Here is a 16,828-nt window from a genome sequence, read left to right on the forward strand (position 1 = left end):
CGCGACGGCCGGTCGCCGGCCGCGCGGCGGCCGTCAGAAGCGCGCGTCGAGGTCCTTGAGCACGCGGCCCGACTGCAGCACCGCGCGCACGGCGGTGGGGTCGGCGAGGGCGCCGAGGTCGGCCAGCGGGTCGACGCTCGTCACGACGAGGTCGGCGAGCTTGCCCGCCTCCACCGAGCCGAGGTGGGAGTCGAGACCGAGCAGGCGGGCGCCTCCGAGCGTTCCCGCGCGCACCGCCTCCAGGGGCGACAGCCCGACGCCGACCAGCTGCTGCAGCTCGGCGAGGTTGTGCCCGTGCGGATGCACGCCCGCGTCGGTCCCCAGCGCCACCGGGACGCCCGCCGCGACGGCGCGGCACACCGAGTCGAGGCCGCGCTCCTTCAGCAGCTCGCGCTGACGCATCCGCTCGGGGGTCGTGGTCGCCGGGTCGAACTCGCGCACCAGGATGCTCAGCGTCGGCACGAGCACCGTGCCGAGCTCGAGCATCAGCGCGATCGTCTCGTCGCTCAGGTCGTAGCCGTGCTCGATGCTCGCGGCGCCTCCGAGCACGGCGGCGCGCGCCGCGGCGTCCGAGAGGGCGTGCGCGGTGATCGGCCGGCCGCCGCGCTCGGCGAGCAGGCGGGCGATGAGGCTCACCTGCTCCTGGGTCACCCCGACGTCGCGCGCGTCATCGGTCGGCGAGCCGAGGCCGCCCGAGGTCGCGACCTTGATGACGTCGGCGCCCGTCCGCACGAGCGTGCGCACCATCCGCACCACGTCCTCGTCGGTGTCCACGACGCCGGCGGGCGGCATGCCCGGGCGCACCGCCCAGGCGGGCAGCGTGCCGTTGCGGTAGTGCGGATCGGCGTGGCCGCCCGTCGGCGAGAGCATCGCGATCGCGACGTGCAGGCGCGGGCCGTCGACGGCGCCGCGGGCGATCGCCTCGCGGTAGCCGGGCGAGAGGCCGTCGAGGTCGCGCGCGGTCGTCACGCCCGCGTCGAGAGTGCGGCGGAGGAGGCCTGCGATCTCGAGGACGTCCTCCTCCGCGAAGCGCTCGCGCGCCGCCTCCGGAGCCACGGGCACCATCGCGAGGTGCACGTGCGCATCGACGAAGCCGGGCAGGAGGAACGCACCGCTCAGGTCGACCGCCTCGGTGTCGAGGGGCCGCCGGGGGCCGGCGTAGGCGATCACTCCGTCGCGGATCTCGACCTCGGCATCGACGAGAGGAGCGGCTCCGGTGCCGTCGACGAGGGTCGCACCGACGAGTCGGAGGGTCCCGTCGGCGCGGGGAGTGAGCGGCAGGCGTGCGGTCATGGTGGAGTCCTCCTGGGGAGCTCAGCTCGCGAGGCTGAACCCGGGCGAGCCGGGGTCGGCGTCGAGGAGCCGCTGGGTGTACCAGTGCTGCGGGTCGGCGTAGATCTGCGAGACCGGGCCGGATTCGACGACCCGCCCCTGGTAGAGCACGACGACCTCGTCGCTCACCCGCTGCACGACGGCGAGGTTGTGCGAGATGAACATCATCGTCAGCCCGAGCGACTCCTTGATCCCGGCGAGCAGGTCGAGGATCTGCCCCTGCACCGACACGTCGAGCGCCGAGGTGATCTCGTCGGCGATCACGAAGGTCGGGTCGATGATGAGCCCGCGGGCGATCGCGACCCTCTGGCGCTGACCGCCCGAGAACTCGTGCGGGAAGCGGTGCCGCATGTCGGCGGTGAGGCCGACGCGCTCGAGCCACTCGACGATCAGCTCCTCGTGGGTGGCGACGCGCGAGCGGACGGGGTCGATCGCCTCCGCGAGGGTCTGGGCGATGGTGCGCCGGGGCGACAGCGACGAGTACGGGTCCTGCGGGATCATCTGCGTGCGGCGCCGGTAGCCGTGCAGGGTCCGGCGGTCGGCGCGGACGACGTCGACGCCGTCGACGCTCGCGCGTCCCGACTCCGCCTTCACCGAGCCGACGAGCACCTTGGCCAGCGTCGACTTGCCCGAGCCCGACTCGCCCACGACGCCGACCGTGCGGCCGCGCTCGACGCTCACGTCGACTCCGTGGAGCACGCGGACGTGCCCGAACGAGACGTCGAGGCCCTGCACGTCGATCATCACGAGGCGGCCCCCGGCACGGTCACGACGGGCGTCGCCGCGAGCAGCTGCTTCGTGTACGGATGCGTCACGGTCTCCTCCGAGAGGTGCTCGATGTCGTCGATGCGCTCGACCACGCGGCCGTCCTTCATCACGAGCACGCGGTCGCAGAGCGCGCGGACGACGCCGAGGTCGTGCGAGATGAAGAGGATCGCGGTGCCCGAGTCGGCGTTCATGCGCTTGAGGACGCCGAGCACCTCGCGCTGCACGGTCACGTCGAGGGCGGTGGTCGGCTCGTCGGCGATCAGCAGGTCGGGCTTGGTGCTCATGGCCGAGGCGATCATCGCGCGCTGCTTCATGCCTCCGGAGAGCTGGTGCGGGTACTGCCGCAGGCGCCCCTCCGGATCGGTGAGCATCACCGAGCGGAACCCGCGCAGCAGCAGGTCGAGCGCGGCGCGGCGCGAGAAGCGGAGGCGGATGCGCAGCACGTCGGAGAGCTGCGTCCCGAGCACCATGGCCGGGTTCAGCGCGGTGCCCGGGTCCTGGTAGACGAGGCCGATCTTCGCCGCGAGGACCCGATCGGGAACCGGGCCGAGCAGGTCGGTGCCGCCGAGCTCGAGGCGGCGGGCCGAGGCCTCGAGCCCCTCGCCGAGGAGCTTCGCGACCACGGAGGCGGTCAGCGACTTGCCCGATCCGGACTCGCCGACGATCCCGAGCACCTCGCCGCGGCGGATGCTGAACGAGAGGTCCGAGACGAGCTCGCGGCCGGTCGCGCCGTGGCGCACGGTGATCCCGTCGGCGACGAGCACGGCGTCGGCGGGGACGGCGAGGGTCGGCTCGCCCGCGGCCCGCAGCATCCGCGCGCGGGTGGTGTTCGAGCGCGGGTTCGCCGCGGCGGCGAGTCCGTCGCCGACGAGCAGCGCCGCGAAGGAGGTGATGGTCAGCGCGAGCGCGGGCCCGAGGATGACGACGGGGTTCACCGAGATCCGGCTGAGCCCGTCGTTGAGCAGCGTTCCCCAGTCGAACGCGGGGGTCTGCGCGCCGAGGCCGATGAACGAGAGGCCCGAGATCTCGACCAGCGCGCCCGAGAAGGCGCCGGCGGTGAGGATGAGGGTCGGCTCCGCCATGTTCGGCAGCACGTGACGCAGGGCGATCCGGTGCGTCGGCACGCCCATCAGGCGGGCGGTGGTGACGTACTCGGAGGAGGCGATCTTGGCGGCGAGGTTGGCCGTGAGCCGTGCGAATCCGGCGATGTTGGCGACCGCGATCGCGACCACCACCTGCACGACGCCCTGGCCGAGGATCGCGGCGACGATGATCGCGACGAGCATGGTCGGGTAGCTCACCGCGAGCTCGATCGCGCGGAGCCCGAGCTCGCGGACGCGGCGCGGTGCGAGCCAGACGCCGATCCCGAGCGCGATGCCGACGACCGCCGACAGCACGGTCGCGGCGAGCGCCATCAGCACGGTCGAGCGGGTGGCCACCAGGGTGCGGGCGAGCATGTCGCGGCCGAGGGTGTCGGTGCCGAGCGGATGCTCCGCCGACGAGCTCTGGCTGGGCGAGCCGCCCAGGCCGGTCGCCTGCCCCTGCAGCACGAACGGGGCGATGATCGCGACGAGCGCGATGATCCCGAGCAGCGCGAGGCCGATGACGAGGCCGGCGTTCCAGTGGAACGAGCGGGGCCGCGCCGGGGCGTCGGCCAGGGCGACGGCGGGGAGGGTCTCAGCCACGCTGCTCTCCGAGGGTGCGCGGGTCGATGAGACCCAGGATGACGTCGATGACGAGGGTGATCACGAGCGAGACGAGTCCGATCACGAAGACGGCGGCGCGGATCACGGGGTAGTCCTTGTCGATGGCGATCGCCTGCACGATCACGCCGCCGAGCCCCGGCCAGGCGAAGACCGCCTCCGTGATGAGGGCCGAGCCGAGCAGCGCGGTGAGGATGATGCCCGAGAGCGTCAGCGCCGTCGTCAGCAGGTTGGGCAGCATGTGCTTGGCGTAGAGGGTGAGCGCGGGGAGGCGCCAGCCGCGGGCCGTGCGCATGTAGTCCTGCTCGAGGATCACGGCCGTCTCGCGGCGGACGATCCTCGCGACCGAGCAGGTGCCTCCGACGGTGAGCGAGGCGATCGGGAGGATCGCCGCCTGGCCGAAGTCGTAGGCCGGCGAGTAGGCGGGCGGCAGCACCTTGAGCAGCACCGCGAAGACGACGACGAAGCCGGTCGCGAGCACGTAGGTGGGCACCGACGAGACGAGGCCGGTGACCGTGTTGAACACCGCGTCGAGCCAGCGCCGCCGATCGCCGCGGGTCGCGACTCCGACCGAGGTGCCCAGCGCGATGCCGAGGACGAGGAGCAGCAGCACCGCGGCGAGGGTGATGGTGAGCGTGTACGGCAGCGCCGTCGTCACCAGGTCCATCGCCGGGATCTTGTAGCGGAACGAGGCGCCGAAGTCGCCCTGGACGACTCCGGTCAGGTAGGTCCAGAGCTGCACGAGCACCGGCTGGTCGAGCCCGAGCTGGCTGCGGACGAGCTCGACCTGCGCCAGGCCCGCCGACTCCCCCGCGATCGCGATCGCCGGGTCGCCCGGGATGAGCTGGACGATCAGGAACGTCACCAGCACGAGCAGTGCGAGGTTGACGAGCAGGCCGAGCGCGCGGCGGAGGAGGAACCTCCGCCACGCGCCGCCCAGGGTCGAGGCGCGAGCGGCGCCCGAGCCGGTCGACGAGGAGGGCTCTGCGGTCGTGGTGCTCATCGCGGTGTCTCCTCGGTTCGTGCGGACGGTGTCGTCCGGCTCGGGCGGATCGTCACGGGGTCAGGTCGTGCGGCCTCAGGAGAGGATCCGCATGGCCGAGATGTCCCAGTAGCCCGAGAACACGTAGGTGGCGAAGCCGGAGCGGGCCACGTAGCGGTGCGTGTCGGTGATCAGCGGCGTCATGTCGACGCGCTCGAGGATCGTCTTCTGGGCGGCGAGCAGGTTCTCGCACTGCGTCTCGGTGTCGGTCGCGGCCATCGCGGCGTCGTAGTACGCGACGCCCTCGGGGTTGTCGCTGGAGGCGACGTTGGTGCCGCCCTCGGCGTAGGTCGGGCCGAGGTAGCGGGCGATGGTCGCGTGGATGAGGCCGGGGCCGGCGTTCTCCGCGGCGACGGCGACGTCCCAGGTGCCGGGCTCGGTGCGCATCTGCTTCGACCAGTCGGCGGGGTCGGGAGCCGAGACCGTGACGGTGGCGCCGGCGGCGCGGAGCGACTCGGCCAGGTAGTCGGCGGCCGGGTCCCAGTTCGACATGATCAGCAGGCGGATCGTCTGCCCGGTGAGCACCTTCGCGGCGGCGGCGGGGTCGTAGGTCTGCACCATCGACGGGTCGTCGAGCGCGCAGCGGTAGCTGGCGGCGTTGACCGTGTACTGCGCGACTCCGAGGCCGTCGAGGCCCGCCTGGTTGAAGCCCTCGGTGTCGATGGCCTGGGCGACGGCGGCGCGGAGCTCCTCGTTGCCGTCGAAGATCGAGCCCGATCCCGGAGCCTCGTTGAAGACCAGGTTGTAGGCCGAGCTCGGGAAGGTGACGGTGGAGTAGGCGTCGTCGTCCGCGAAGCGCAGCGCGTTGGCGTCGTAGAAGCGGGCGAGGTCGACACCGCCCGACTCGAGCAGGTTGGCGCTCGTGTTCGAGTCGGCCTGCACGGTGAGGTTGATGGTCTCGGCGGGCTCGCCCTCGACGTTCTCCCACGCGGGCCACGCGTCGTAGTCGTCGCGCAGCGTGTACGCGGCGCTCACGCCGGCCGAGAGGTCGGAGAGCGTGTAGGGGCCCGACCAGGCGCCGTCGACGGTACCCGCGGCGAGGCCCTCGGGGTCGGCGAGGCCCGCGGGGCAGATGATGCCGGTGCCGGGGCGGGTGACGCCTCCCAGCAGCTGCGAGTAGGGCTGGCTGAGCGAGACGGTCAGGGTGCTCGTCGCGTCGTCGGGCGTGAAGGTCGCGTCGCCGGGGCCGAAGGCCTGGTTCTTCCAGGTCTGGGCACCCGAGTCGTCGAGACCGGTGAGGTAGGAGAAGGAGTCGGCGACGACCGTGGGGGTGATCGCGGTGCCGTCGGCGCAGGTCGCGCCGTCGCGGATCGTGAAGGTGTACTCGGAGGCCGAGACGGCGTTCCAGTCGCTGGCGAGGCCGCCGATGTAGCCCTCGGTCTCGCCCTGGCGCAGCAGGGTGTCGAAGCCGAGGCGGGCGACGGTGACGTCGGCGTCGGCGGAGGCCTTGGCGGGGTCGAAGGTCGACGGCGCGTACCAGAGCTCCGCGTTGATGGTGTCGGTGGTTCCTCCGGCGGCATCGGTGTTCTGCGTGGTGCTCGCGGTCGTGCCGCAGGCGCTGAGCGCGAGCGTCGCGACGGCCGCCAGCGCGACGCCGGCGAGCATGCTCTTCCTGACCATGGTGCTGTCCTCCAAGGGATACGGGTGGTGCGTCGGGGCGGATCGGGGGGCCGCGCGGGTATCGCGGCCTGTCGCCGAGGCACCGCGCAGAGCGCAGGCACTCGTTCAACTTGGATCCAATGTAGAACAATGCGCATCCAATTGTGTTTCGGCTGGATTACATCTCGCGTGCTCCCCGCTCGAAGACGACCGTCCCGCCGACCACGGTCCGCAGCACGCGGGCCCCGGCGAACTCCTCGGCCGAGCACTGCGCCGGATCGACGTCGAGCAGGACGAGATCGGCGAGGAGGCCCTGGCGCAGCATCCCGCGGTCGCCCTCGGCGAAGGAGGCGCGAGCCGCTCCCCGCGTGTACGCCTCGAGCCCCTCGAGCACCGTGAGCGCCTGCGCCGGTCCGGTCGGCGCGCTCGCACCGCGCATCCGCCTGCTCGCGGCCGTCGCGACGACGGCCCGCGGATCGAACGGGAAGTAGGGCGCGTCGGAGCCCATCGCGATCACCGCGCCCGAGTCGAGCCACGCGCGCATCGGATTGACGTCCCCCGCCCGCTCGCCGAGCCGGGCCGACAGACCGGCCGCGTTGCTCCACGCGATCGACGGCTGGAGCGAGGCGATCACGCCGAGGCGCGCCGCGCGCTCGCGGCTCCCGGCGCTCGGCTCGAGGTAGGCGTGGATGAGCTGGCAGCGCAGCGCCTCGAGCGCCTCCGGAGTCCCCGCCGCCTCGAGCGCGTCGAGCACCTCGGCGACGGCGCGGCTGCCGACCGCGTGCACTCCGAGCCCCCAGCCCCGGGCGACGCAGGCCGCGGCGAGCCGCACGAACTCCTCCGTCGCGATCCTCTGCACGCCGTGATCGCCTCCGGGCCACGGCGTCTCGAGCAGCGCCTGCCCCTTCATCCCCTCGCCGTCGTAGTAGACCTTGATCGGGCCGAGACGGAGGCGGTCGTCGCCGTCCCCGGTGACGCCGCCGACCGCGTCGAGCAGCTCCAGCGCCGCGTCGACTCCGGGCACGGCCGGCGTGCCCAGCTCGGGATACGGCATCGCCACCACCCGGAGCGACAGCTCGCCGCGGGCGTGCGCGGCGCGGTAGGCGGCGAGCTCGTCGAGCGTGACAGCCGGGTCGACGACGCCGGTGAAGCCCAGCTCGTGCAGCAGCGGCTGGACGCGGAGGAGCGCCGCCCGGCGGTCGGCGGGGGTCGGCGGCGCGTCGCCGACCCAGTCGGGGGCGTCGGGGTCGGCATCGGCGTCGGCGAGCATCGCGGCCGAGAACGCCTCGGCGCCGGCGGCGGGGTCGAGCAGCTGCAGCGCCTTGAGGCCCGCGCGCTGGGCGTGCGAGTGGGCGTCGATGAGGCCGGGGAGGAGGACTCCGTCGAACCGCTCCTCCACCGTGCCCTCGGGCGCCGCCGCCCGGACCTCGCCGACGCCGCCGACGGCGGCGATCCGCTCGCCGACGACGAGGAGCGCCTCCGCCTCGGGGCGGTCGGGGTCCATCGTGCGGACGCGGCCGATCAGCAGCTCAGGCATCTCGGGCGTCCAGCCAGTCGTGCACGTCGGCCGCGGTGACGAGCGCGTCGCGCTGGAGGTACTCGATCGCCTCGAGCGCCGCCGTGTGCGCGCGCTCGCTCGAGCCGGCGACGCAGTCGGTGAGCACCCGGACGGCGTAGTCGTGCTGGTGCGCATCCACCGCCGTGTAGTGGATGCAGACGTCGGTGAGACCGCCGACGAGCAGGACCGTGCCCGCGCGGTACGACTTCAGCACGATCTCGAGCTCGGTGCCGAAGAAGGCGGAGTAGCGGCGCTTGCGGATCACGAACTCCTCGGGCCGCGGCTCGATCCACGACGCGAGCTCGGTGCTCGGGTCGCCCTCGAGGCAGTGCACGCCCTCCGCACCGTCGAGCTCGCGACCGATGTCGACGAGGGAGGGCTTGTGCACCTCCTGCAGGAACACGACGGGCACCCCGGCCGAGCGGCAGTGCGCGATCAGGTCGCGTACGCGCGGCGCGCGCTCCTCGCGACCGCTCATCACGGGGATGCCGGGAGTCGGGAGGCCCGATCCCGCGCCGCCCTGGATGTCGACGACGATCAGGACGGGAGTGCCGGAGACGGCGAGCATGCGGGTGGATCCTTCCGGTGGTGCGCGGGAGCGACTCCGCCCGCACAGTCTGCGAGTCTCGGAGTCCTCTCGGAGGTCGGGACTGTTTCACCGAGGTAAAACCTCGGGATACTCGGCTTGTGGAGGAGCCTCGCGCGCTCGAGCCTCCAGAAGTTGTCGTACTCGAGCACCGAGTGCGACAACTCCTGAACACTCGACCGCGTCAGACCGGCCGGGCGGCGCGGCGGCGGCGGTACGGGAGCAGGGCGGCGACCCGCACCGGGGCGAACGCGTCGTCGACGGCGACCCAGACGGACGCCTCCGGAGCGTGATCGCCCAGCAGCTCGGCGCAGACGCCGCACGGCTCGATGAGGTGCCGCGAGCCTCCGGGGCGCTGCAGCACTCCGACGATCGCGACCACCGGCGAGCCCGCGACGATCGCGGCGCTCAGCGCGGCCGCCTCGGCGCAGACGGAGGCGCGCCCCGCGCTCGCCTCGACGTGCAGGCCGGTCACGACCCGCCCGTCGGCCAGCCGCAGCGCCGCCGCCACCTCATGCACCCCCTCGCGGTAGCGCGCGTCGAGGATCGCGGAGGCGACCTCGAGCAGCTCGCGGTCCCCCTCCGGCATGCCCGCGGGCGGACCGCTCAGCGTCGGCCGATCGCTCACGACCAGCCCAGGATCCGCGCCATGTTGCCGCCCTCGACCAGCGCGCGGTCGGCCTCGTCGGGGATCGCCTTCGCGATCTTCATCCGCTCGAGGTCGAAGTCGCTGCCCGGCCACTCCGAGCCCAGCAGGATCTTCTCGGCGCCGAGCCGCGCGTAGGCGCGCTTGACGTCGCTCATCAGCGTCGCCGAGGTCTCGAGGTAGATGTGCGGGTTCCGCTCGGCGACGATGATCGCCTCCGGCACGTTCCAGACCGCGCCCATGTGGGCGATGATCGTCGGCACTCCCGGGAAGCCCTTCGCGATCTCCTCGATCGCGAACGGCGCGCAGAACGCGTCGTCGAGCGCGTTGATCAGCACCGGCAGCCCGAGCTCCTCGCAGACCGCGAACAGCGGATCGAGCAGCCCGTGATCGGCCACGTGGTAGCCGTGCAGGCTCGGGTGCAGCTTGAGCCCCACCAGCCCGCCGTCGGCGAAGCGGCGGATCTCGTCGGTCGCGTTCTCCCACTGCGGCATGACCTGGCCGAAGCCGAAGAGCCGGTCGGGGTGCTTCGCGACGAGCTCCATCAGGAAGTCGTTCTCGATGCCCTGCGCGAGCGAGCAGACCATCGCGCGGTCGACTCCCGCGGCGTCCATCCGGTCGAGGATGCGGCGCGGGTCGAACGGCGTGTAGGCGGGAGGCTGCTCGCCGGGGCGCACTCCGCTGAGGTAGTCGCTGCGGCCGCGACGGTCCTGGGTGGTGTTGTAGGCGTCGATGATCATGCGGCGTCTCCTTCTCTCTGGTTCGGGGGGATGTCTGGGGGTCAGCCGACCGCGGCCATCGCGCCCATGGCGACGAGTCCGGCCAGCGAGGCGAGCCTGCGCGCGGTGTCGACTCCGTCGGGTCGGCCGCGCAGGGCGGCTCCGACCGCGCAGACCGCGTACGCGCCGACGGCGAGGGTGAGCGGCAGCGCGAGCCCGGCGCCGTGGGCGTGCGGAGTGGAGACGGCCGCCGGGGCGGCATCGGCGACGAGCACCAGCACCGAGGCGAGCAGCATCCCGACGCCGTGCAGGGCGTCGGCTCCGTGGCGGCGCCTACCGGGGCGCACCCGGTCGAGCAGCGCCGCCGTGAGCGCGCAGCCCGCGAGCAGCAGTGACCAGATCGGCGCCGGTACCAGCCCGGCGAGGTGCACGTCGAGCATGGCCGCGAGCATCGCCGCCTCGGCGACCAGCCAGCCGCGACCGACCCGGCGCCGGCCCGCGAGGCCGAGCGCGAGGGAGGTGGACGCCCCCGCCACCATCACGACCAGCAGGGCAGTCACGCGGCCTCCCGGGCGGTGGTGGACCGACCGGCCCCATCAGCTATTGGATCCAATCGTAGCCGGAGCGGATCCATTCTGTCGAGCGGGCGTCGCCGGGCAGGAGCGACCCGGCACGTGCGACCGAGGTCGGGAGGCGGCGGCGCGCGCAGTGCTGCGCGACCCGCGCCGACTTCCGCGACAAAATAGCAGAATCCGATCGGCGGGCCTCCCCGCAAGCCCCTCTACTGGGCGCGAGACGGGATGAGCAGACCGCCCCTCGAGTCACCGTTCAGGACGACACTGGGCGGAATGCATCCGACCGACCGATCTCCCACGATGGCGCAGCTCGACCGCGCCCTCTCGAGCGCGGACTGGGACGGCGTCCTCTCGATCATCGATCGGGGCTGGGCCGAGCTGATGCAGGGCTCGCCCCGAGAGCTGCTGGCGGTCATCGACCGGCTGCCGGGTCCGGTGCTGACGAGCCGGCCCCGTCTGCGGTTCGTGCGCGACTACCTCTCCCGACTGCTCGAGGGCGAGGACCACCCGTCCACGTACCGCCTCATCACCGCGACCACTGAACCCGGTGACGACCTCGACCGGCTCGCCCTGCTGACCGCCCGGATCGTCGCCGCGCGGGCGGCCGGAGCAGGAGCGGAGGTCGAGCGCCTCATCGCCGCCGCGCACGAGCTGCGCCGGCGGCAGTCGATCGAGGCCACTCCCGAGCTGGCGGGCGCCCTGCCCGAGATGCACTACCAGTGGGGCCTCGCTCTCGAGCGCTCCGGCGATCTCGACGGGGCGGTGCTCGACTACGTCGAGAGCGACGACTGGGCGGTGACCGTCGGGCACCGGATGATGCAGCGCGCATCCTCCGGGGCCATCGCGTACCTCCACGCCCTCCACGGGCGCATCGCGACCGCGCAGACCTGGCTCGACAAGCGCCCGCCGCCGAGTCCGGAGGACTGGTGGGAGCCGGCCTCCTCGACCCAGGCGCGCCTCGCGGAGTCGCTCATCCAGTCCGCGCACCTCGTGTTCTCCTCCGGCCACGATCTGCTCGCGGGGATCGGGACGAACGAGGTCTTCAAGCACTGGGCCTCCTACTTCCTCACCCGCGCGATCGCGACCCGGGAGCCCCATGCCGCCCGCCGGCTGCGCAACGAGCTCGACGCGTTCCTCGCGACCCTGCCGACCGGGCAGAGACACGATCCGGTCAACGCCGCGCAGATCGCGATCGTGCGGATGCTGCTCTCGACCCGCGCGCGCGAGCTCGGACGCCACGAGTCCCTCGATCGACCCACCGCGACCGCTCCCCTCTTCCGCCAGTTCCCCGCCGCGGTGCGCGCGATGCGGCTCGCCCGCGAGAGCAAGAACCGTGCCGCGCTCCAGATCGCCGCGCCCCTGCTGGACGTCGACGGCTCCCGCCCGCGCGTGCTCGTGCCCGCTCTGCTCGCGACCGCCGTCGCGACCCCCCGCACCTCCCGCCGCGGCGACCTGCTGACCGAGGCCGTCCTCATCGCGCACGCGCACCAGCTCTTCAACCCCTTCGCCTTCCTCCCCCCGGATCTCCGCGCCGAGGCGGCGCGCCTGCTCACCGCCCTGGGCGACGTCGATGTCGCAGAACGGCTGCGCGCTCCGGACGGCGAGGGGCCCTTCCTCCCCGCGATGCTGACCGCCCGCGAGCGCCTGGTCGCGGAGCACGCCGCCGACGGACTGAGCAGCGCCGAGATCGCCGCCGCCCTCTCCGTCAGCGTCAACACCGTCAAGACCCAGCTCCGCACCGTCTACCGCAAGCTCGGCGTCACCTCCCGCGCCGAGCTTCGCCACCTCCAGCACTCTCCGGACCTCGACTGAGCGGAGCCCCCGCCCCGGCACCCGTCGCCGGCCGCTCTCCCCAGAGCCTGCCCGCGACGGGTGCCGTCCTCCCCCTTCTTCCCCCTGTGTGTTCCCCTTCACTTCCGCCGGATGAGTCGATGGGTCCTACAGGCGCGGCGCTGTCGCGCCGAGGGCCTCGCAGAACGAGTCGGTGGGGTCGTCGTCGCGGTTCGGGAACACGCCGATGCGGTCGTCGGACAGGACGCAGGCGGTCGGGTACGGGACGTCGACCGGGCCGGTGCCGGCGCCCGGCTCGTCGGGCACCGCGCTCCAGCTCGCCCCGCACCACTCCAGCGCCGTCGCGACGCGATCCTCGAGCGCCCGCAGCGCCGTCGTGTCGCGGTCGCTGTCGACGGGTTGGGTCGTGGTGTGCTCGGCGGCGATGTCGGCGACGGTGTAGCAGTCGAATCCGGTGTTCGCGCGGTCGGCGCTCGCGTGCACGACCGCGATCGCGGCGGCGCTGGTCCCGATCGCGACGACCACGACCAGGCTGAAGCCGATGATGCGGCGCCGCGACCGGTGCCTCCTCGGGGTGAGCCCGGACAGGATCTTCGAGCGCATCCGGGCGAGCTGCTCCGGGGTGGGGCCTGGATCGGTGGTCATCAGAATTCCCTCTCGAAAGGGCGCAGCGCGGTGCGGAGGGTGCCACGGAGCCGGCTGAGCCGGTTCCGGACCGCCCCGTGACTGGCGCCGAGGGCCTCCGCGGCGTCGGCGTAGCTGCTGCCCTGCTCGATGCACAGGTAGTACAGCGCCTGATCGGTGTCGGAGAGGCCCGCGACGGCCTCCTCGATCGCCGCGAACAGCAGCCGCCGGGTGACCTCCTCCTCGGTGGGATCGCGGCGCACGGCGTGACCGGAGAGATCGCCCTCCTCGGTGCGCCGGCGGGCGCGGGTCGTGGCGCGCAGATGGTTCAGCGCGGTGAACCTGGCGGTCGTCAGCAGCCACGGCAGCGCCGACGTGTCGACGATCCTGATGTCGCCGATCCGCGCCCAGGTGGTGATGAACACGTCCTGGACGACGTCCTCGGCGTCGCTCGTCTCGCGGACGATGCTGAGCACGTACCGGTACGTCGTCGCCGCATGCCGGTCGTAGAGCCGGCCGAACGCCGCCCGATCCCCGCGCCGAGCCGCGTCGATCAGCGCAGCGTCACCCTCGACGGGCCGGGTGGCGCCGTTGGACGCATCGGTCGCTTCCGAGGGTGTGCTCACACTGTGTGCTGTCCGATCCCCGGCGGATCGTCTCAGAATCCGTTTCGAGCGGCGCTCGGGGTGTCGTTGACAGCAGTGAGCGGTCCTCGACATGCTGACCCTGCACACGCTACCAGGCGGGTGCTGACCTCTCCGGGAGACGACATGTCCACGACCACGGGCACTCCGGTGCGCCGATCCGCAGCCGCCCTCGGCCTCAGCGCCGCCCTCGCCGCGGGAGCCCTCGCGCCGACGGCGGGCGCCGATCCGCTCGATGCGACGGGTGCGCAGAACTGCATCGTCATCACCGAGCTCGCCCGCGAGCTCTGCGCGCCGCTCGGCGAGGACCTGGACCGGAAGGTCCTCGAGGAGACGGGACTGACGGTCGTCGACTCGACGACGGCACCCGCGGCGAGCCGCGCCGCGTCGCCCGCGAGCGCCGCCGCGACGTACGTCCTCGCCCGGCTCTACGACGACGCCGACTACGGAGGGAGCTCGCTCTCGATCACCGACTCCTCCGCCTGCAACGGCACCACCGTGAAGCCCACCACCGACATCGGCTCCGGCTGGTACGGACGCGTCAGCTCCTTCGCGGTCTACAACGGCTGCACCGTGAAGATCTACGAGACCACCGGCTTCGGCGGGAGCAGCTACGGCTACGCGGGCAGCACGAGCTACGTCGGCTCCGCCATGAACGACAGGACCCGGTCCCTCCGCGCGAAGTGAGGCGTCGCCGCTCCCGCGCCACGGTGAGCGGAGCTGAGGACGAGGACGGCTTCGAAGCAGGGAAACGGCGAACTCGGACCGAGCCCGGCGTTCCTCGTCGATCTGCTCCCGAGCGGGTCCCGACGACGTCGCGACACTCGAGCAGGACTCTTCTGCCTGCGACCCTCTCCCCGCGTCGCGAGCGCGCACCGACGGCCGCGTCACCAGTCGGAGGCGCCGCCTCCGCTACCCCTGCCCCTCTCGCCGGCAGACAGGTCGAGTGCCCGACGCAGAGTTCGCGCGTCACGGAATCCGGAGAGATGGGCGATCGCCTCCCGGGAGACCCGGGCCCCTCCAGCGGGAGCGGAGAGCAATCCGTACGCCGTTCTCAGCCGCTCGTCCCGGAGGGCCGACGTCGGAGTGGTTCCGTGCTCAGCGAATACCCGGCGGAGGTGCCGCAGTGATACCCCTACCGCATCCGCGAGTTCGGTGACCGCGAAGTCCGGATCCTTCGATTCGCGTTCGATCACTCGGAGCGCCAGGTCGTACAGGGAGGCGCCTCTGCCCGACTTCACTGCCCGGTCCTCGAGTGTCTGCACGATGAGGGCAGTGACGAACGAGGTGAACCCGTGGAGGAAGAAGGCGAAACCCGGCTGGGCCGACGCCAGCTCGAACGTCAGCGCACTGCTCGCGGCGCCCACGACCAGTTGGCGATAGCCGGGGAGCGGTTCGTTCTCGACGAGTCCGGAGGCGACCCTCTCTCGGAATGCCGGAGGGAGGTTCCCGAGATCGAAGCTCGCCTCGTACCGGGCGACTTCTCCGGTCGATCGCATCGAGAATGTCGTCCCCGCGGGAAAGAGGGCGAATCCGCCGGGATGGAGCTCTCTCACGCTCCCCTCCCCCTCCATCTCGAGGAGAGCCACCCCCTCGATCTGAATCAGGACGATCGACGAGTCTCTGCTCCCGATATGGACATCGATATCGATCCGGCTGTGCCAGACCCGCGTGAGGCGGGTATTCGCATCATGGATCTCATTGGCATAGAGCTGGAGTCCCTCGGCGTCGACGACCTCCACTCCGCGGTGCCGGAACCACGACGCGCCCTCGGCGCCGCGCAGCGACGTGGAGACCACCGACGCAGAGGGCATAGCGGCACTCCTCCGTGGGCGAGGTGTCGGGTCCTTTCTCGACCGCCGCGCGGCCGGAGGCGCTTCGCCTGGTTCTGGAGTCAATCAGCACGAGCTCGCCGCGTCGACAAGGGACAGAAAACGGCCATTTCTTTCCACCAGTACCGGACATAAACACGAAGAACCGTCATGAAATAGCCGAGATTCCGTCACGATCTATTCGATCCCCACCCGAATAGATCAGACGGAGAACACTGTGACCAGAGACGACCTGCCCATGCGAGACATCAAGATCGGCGAGGACTGGACGGTCCCCAACCCCGATGGCGTAGGCCGTCGCACCCTGGTGAAGGGAACGGCCTGGTCGGTGCCAGTCGTGGCGATGGCGGTCGGAGCGCCCTTCGCCGCCGCTTCCGGCAACCCGACCCTCGCCTTCACCCTGCCCAGCTATTCGGGCACCCCGTGCAGCGACATCGTCGGCGTCAAGGTCCAGCTGACGACAGATGGGACGACCCCGGCCGGTGCCGGCGAACCCGTCTCCGTGACCCTGGCGAACGGCTACACCTTCGCGAGCGGCGGGAGCACCTGGAACGGCTTCACCCAGGCGGACGGCTCGGTCACCCTTCCCGACATCGTCGTTCCGGCGAGGGGCGGAAACAGCATCTTCAACGCCGCATCGGGCACTCTCACTGCATCGGCCCAGGTAACCGCACCCGCAGTCATCGGCGGCCAGGTGTACGACGGTAGCGGAGCGCTCTACGGCGGAAGCCCCCAGCCCACGGGCATCGTCTCGGTCTACTCGACCCGCGACACCAACGGCGTCACCCAGGTCCAGGCCCTCGACTCCAACGGCGTCCTCTGGGGAGGCGGCCCGAGCGGCTGGAGCCAGGCCAACACCGGCGTCACCGACGTCGTCTCCAACGACGGCGCCGTGTTCTACGTCAAGGACGGCCAGGTGTACGACGGTACCGGAGCGCTCTACGGCGGAAGCCCCCAGCCCACGGGCATCGTCTCGGTCTACTCGACCCGCGACACCAACGGCGTCACCCAGGTCCAGGCCCTCGACTCCAACGGCGTCCTCTGGGGAGGCGGCCCGAGCGGCTGGAGCCAGGCCAACACCGGCGTCACCGACGTCGTCTCCAACGACGGCGCCGTGTTCTACGTCAAGGACGGCCAGGTGTACGACGGTACCGGAGCGCTCTACGGCGGAAGCCCCCAGCCCACGGGCATCGTCTCGGTCTACTCGACCCGCGACACCAACGGCGTCACCCAGGTCCAGGCCCTCGACTCCAACGGCGTCCTCTGGGGAGGCGGCCCGAGCGGCTGGAGCCAGGCCAACACCGGCGTCACCGACGTCGTCTCCAACGACGGCGCCGTGTTCTACGTCAAAGGCCCCGACTGCGCCTAGGAGCGGCTGACTCCGCCCCCGTATCGAACAGAGAAGAGTG

General features: G+C 72.0%; 16 protein-coding genes. 3 read left to right on the top strand and 13 right to left on the bottom strand.

Annotated features, from left to right (window positions below; all coding sequences use genetic code 11):
* Nucleotides 1-33 precede the first annotated feature (33 nt).
* From GSU68_RS17880 to GSU68_RS17925, 10 genes are all read right to left on the bottom strand, one after another.
* The gene (locus GSU68_RS17880; protein ID WP_159909982.1) at nucleotides 34-1,293 is read right to left on the bottom strand and encodes an amidohydrolase family protein; all 1,260 of its coding nucleotides are present in this window, start codon (nucleotides 1,291-1,293) and stop codon (nucleotides 34-36) included.
* Between the two features lie 21 nt (nucleotides 1,294-1,314).
* Nucleotides 1,315-2,076, bottom strand: coding sequence for an ABC transporter ATP-binding protein (locus tag GSU68_RS17885; RefSeq protein ID WP_159910378.1), 762 nt, complete (start codon nucleotides 2,074-2,076; stop codon nucleotides 1,315-1,317).
* Entirely contained in the window at nucleotides 2,076-3,785 is a 1,710-nt protein-coding gene (locus GSU68_RS17890; protein WP_244259333.1) for a dipeptide/oligopeptide/nickel ABC transporter permease/ATP-binding protein, read from the bottom strand. Before GSU68_RS17890 ends, GSU68_RS17885 begins: the two co-directional genes overlap by 1 nt.
* Entirely contained in the window at nucleotides 3,778-4,806 is a 1,029-nt protein-coding gene (locus GSU68_RS17895) for an ABC transporter permease (RefSeq protein ID WP_159909983.1), read from the bottom strand. The genes GSU68_RS17890 and GSU68_RS17895 overlap by 8 nt, the downstream gene beginning before the upstream one ends.
* Before the next feature lie 75 nt (nucleotides 4,807-4,881).
* Nucleotides 4,882-6,465, bottom strand: a complete 1,584-nt coding sequence (locus GSU68_RS17900; RefSeq protein WP_159909984.1) for an ABC transporter substrate-binding protein — start codon at nucleotides 6,463-6,465, stop codon at nucleotides 4,882-4,884.
* A 157-nt stretch (nucleotides 6,466-6,622) separates the two neighbouring features.
* On the bottom strand, nucleotides 6,623-7,981 hold the full coding sequence (locus tag GSU68_RS17905) for an amidohydrolase family protein (RefSeq protein WP_159909985.1): 1,359 nt from the start codon (nucleotides 7,979-7,981) through the stop codon (nucleotides 6,623-6,625).
* On the bottom strand, nucleotides 7,974-8,570 hold the full coding sequence (locus GSU68_RS17910) for an isochorismatase family cysteine hydrolase (protein WP_159909986.1): 597 nt from the start codon (nucleotides 8,568-8,570) through the stop codon (nucleotides 7,974-7,976). Before GSU68_RS17910 ends, GSU68_RS17905 begins: the two co-directional genes overlap by 8 nt.
* Nucleotides 8,571-8,772: 202 nt before the next feature.
* Entirely contained in the window at nucleotides 8,773-9,216 is a 444-nt protein-coding gene (locus tag GSU68_RS17915) for a cytidine deaminase (RefSeq protein ID WP_159909987.1), read from the bottom strand.
* Complete coding sequence (locus tag GSU68_RS17920; RefSeq protein ID WP_159909988.1) at nucleotides 9,213-9,974, bottom strand: amidohydrolase family protein; 762 nt, start codon at nucleotides 9,972-9,974, stop codon at nucleotides 9,213-9,215. Before GSU68_RS17920 ends, GSU68_RS17915 begins: the two co-directional genes overlap by 4 nt.
* A gap of 41 nt (nucleotides 9,975-10,015) precedes the next feature.
* Nucleotides 10,016-10,513 carry a hypothetical protein gene (locus GSU68_RS17925; protein ID WP_159909989.1) on the bottom strand — a complete coding sequence of 166 codons (498 nt, stop codon included), beginning with the start codon at nucleotides 10,511-10,513 and terminating at the stop codon, nucleotides 10,016-10,018.
* Between the two features lie 288 nt (nucleotides 10,514-10,801).
* Between GSU68_RS17925 and GSU68_RS17930 the strand changes: the two genes are divergently transcribed.
* Nucleotides 10,802-12,340, top strand: a complete 1,539-nt coding sequence (locus tag GSU68_RS17930) for a LuxR C-terminal-related transcriptional regulator (RefSeq protein WP_159909990.1) — start codon at nucleotides 10,802-10,804, stop codon at nucleotides 12,338-12,340.
* A gap of 126 nt (nucleotides 12,341-12,466) precedes the next feature.
* Here the strand turns inward: GSU68_RS17930 and GSU68_RS17935 are convergent, their stop codons facing one another.
* Together GSU68_RS17935 and GSU68_RS17940 are read right to left on the bottom strand one after the other, a co-directional pair.
* Complete coding sequence (locus tag GSU68_RS17935) at nucleotides 12,467-12,964, bottom strand: hypothetical protein (protein WP_159909991.1); 498 nt, start codon at nucleotides 12,962-12,964, stop codon at nucleotides 12,467-12,469.
* Entirely contained in the window at nucleotides 12,964-13,662 is a 699-nt protein-coding gene (locus GSU68_RS17940; RefSeq protein ID WP_159909992.1) for an RNA polymerase sigma factor, read from the bottom strand. Before GSU68_RS17940 ends, GSU68_RS17935 begins: the two co-directional genes overlap by 1 nt.
* A 51-nt stretch (nucleotides 13,663-13,713) precedes the next feature.
* Between GSU68_RS17940 and GSU68_RS17945 the strand changes: the two genes are divergently transcribed.
* A complete protein-coding gene (locus GSU68_RS17945; protein ID WP_159909993.1) occupies nucleotides 13,714-14,274 on the top strand; it encodes a peptidase inhibitor family I36 protein in 561 nt (186 codons plus the stop codon).
* Nucleotides 14,275-14,474: 200 nt separating this feature from the next.
* Here the strand turns inward: GSU68_RS17945 and GSU68_RS17950 are convergent, their stop codons facing one another.
* Nucleotides 14,475-15,401: a helix-turn-helix domain-containing protein gene (locus GSU68_RS17950; protein WP_159909994.1), complete on the bottom strand. Its 927-nt coding sequence runs from the start codon at nucleotides 15,399-15,401 to the stop codon at nucleotides 14,475-14,477.
* Nucleotides 15,402-15,657: 256 nt separating this feature from the next.
* On the opposite strand from GSU68_RS17950, the gene GSU68_RS17955 reads away from it, so the two are divergent.
* Nucleotides 15,658-16,788: a hypothetical protein gene (locus GSU68_RS17955; RefSeq protein ID WP_159909995.1), complete on the top strand. Its 1,131-nt coding sequence runs from the start codon at nucleotides 15,658-15,660 to the stop codon at nucleotides 16,786-16,788.
* The last annotated feature ends 40 nt before the right edge of the window (nucleotides 16,789-16,828 follow it).

It is taken from the genome of Rathayibacter sp. VKM Ac-2759 (genome assembly GCF_009834225.1).
GTDB lineage: Bacteria > Actinomycetota > Actinomycetes > Actinomycetales > Microbacteriaceae > Rathayibacter.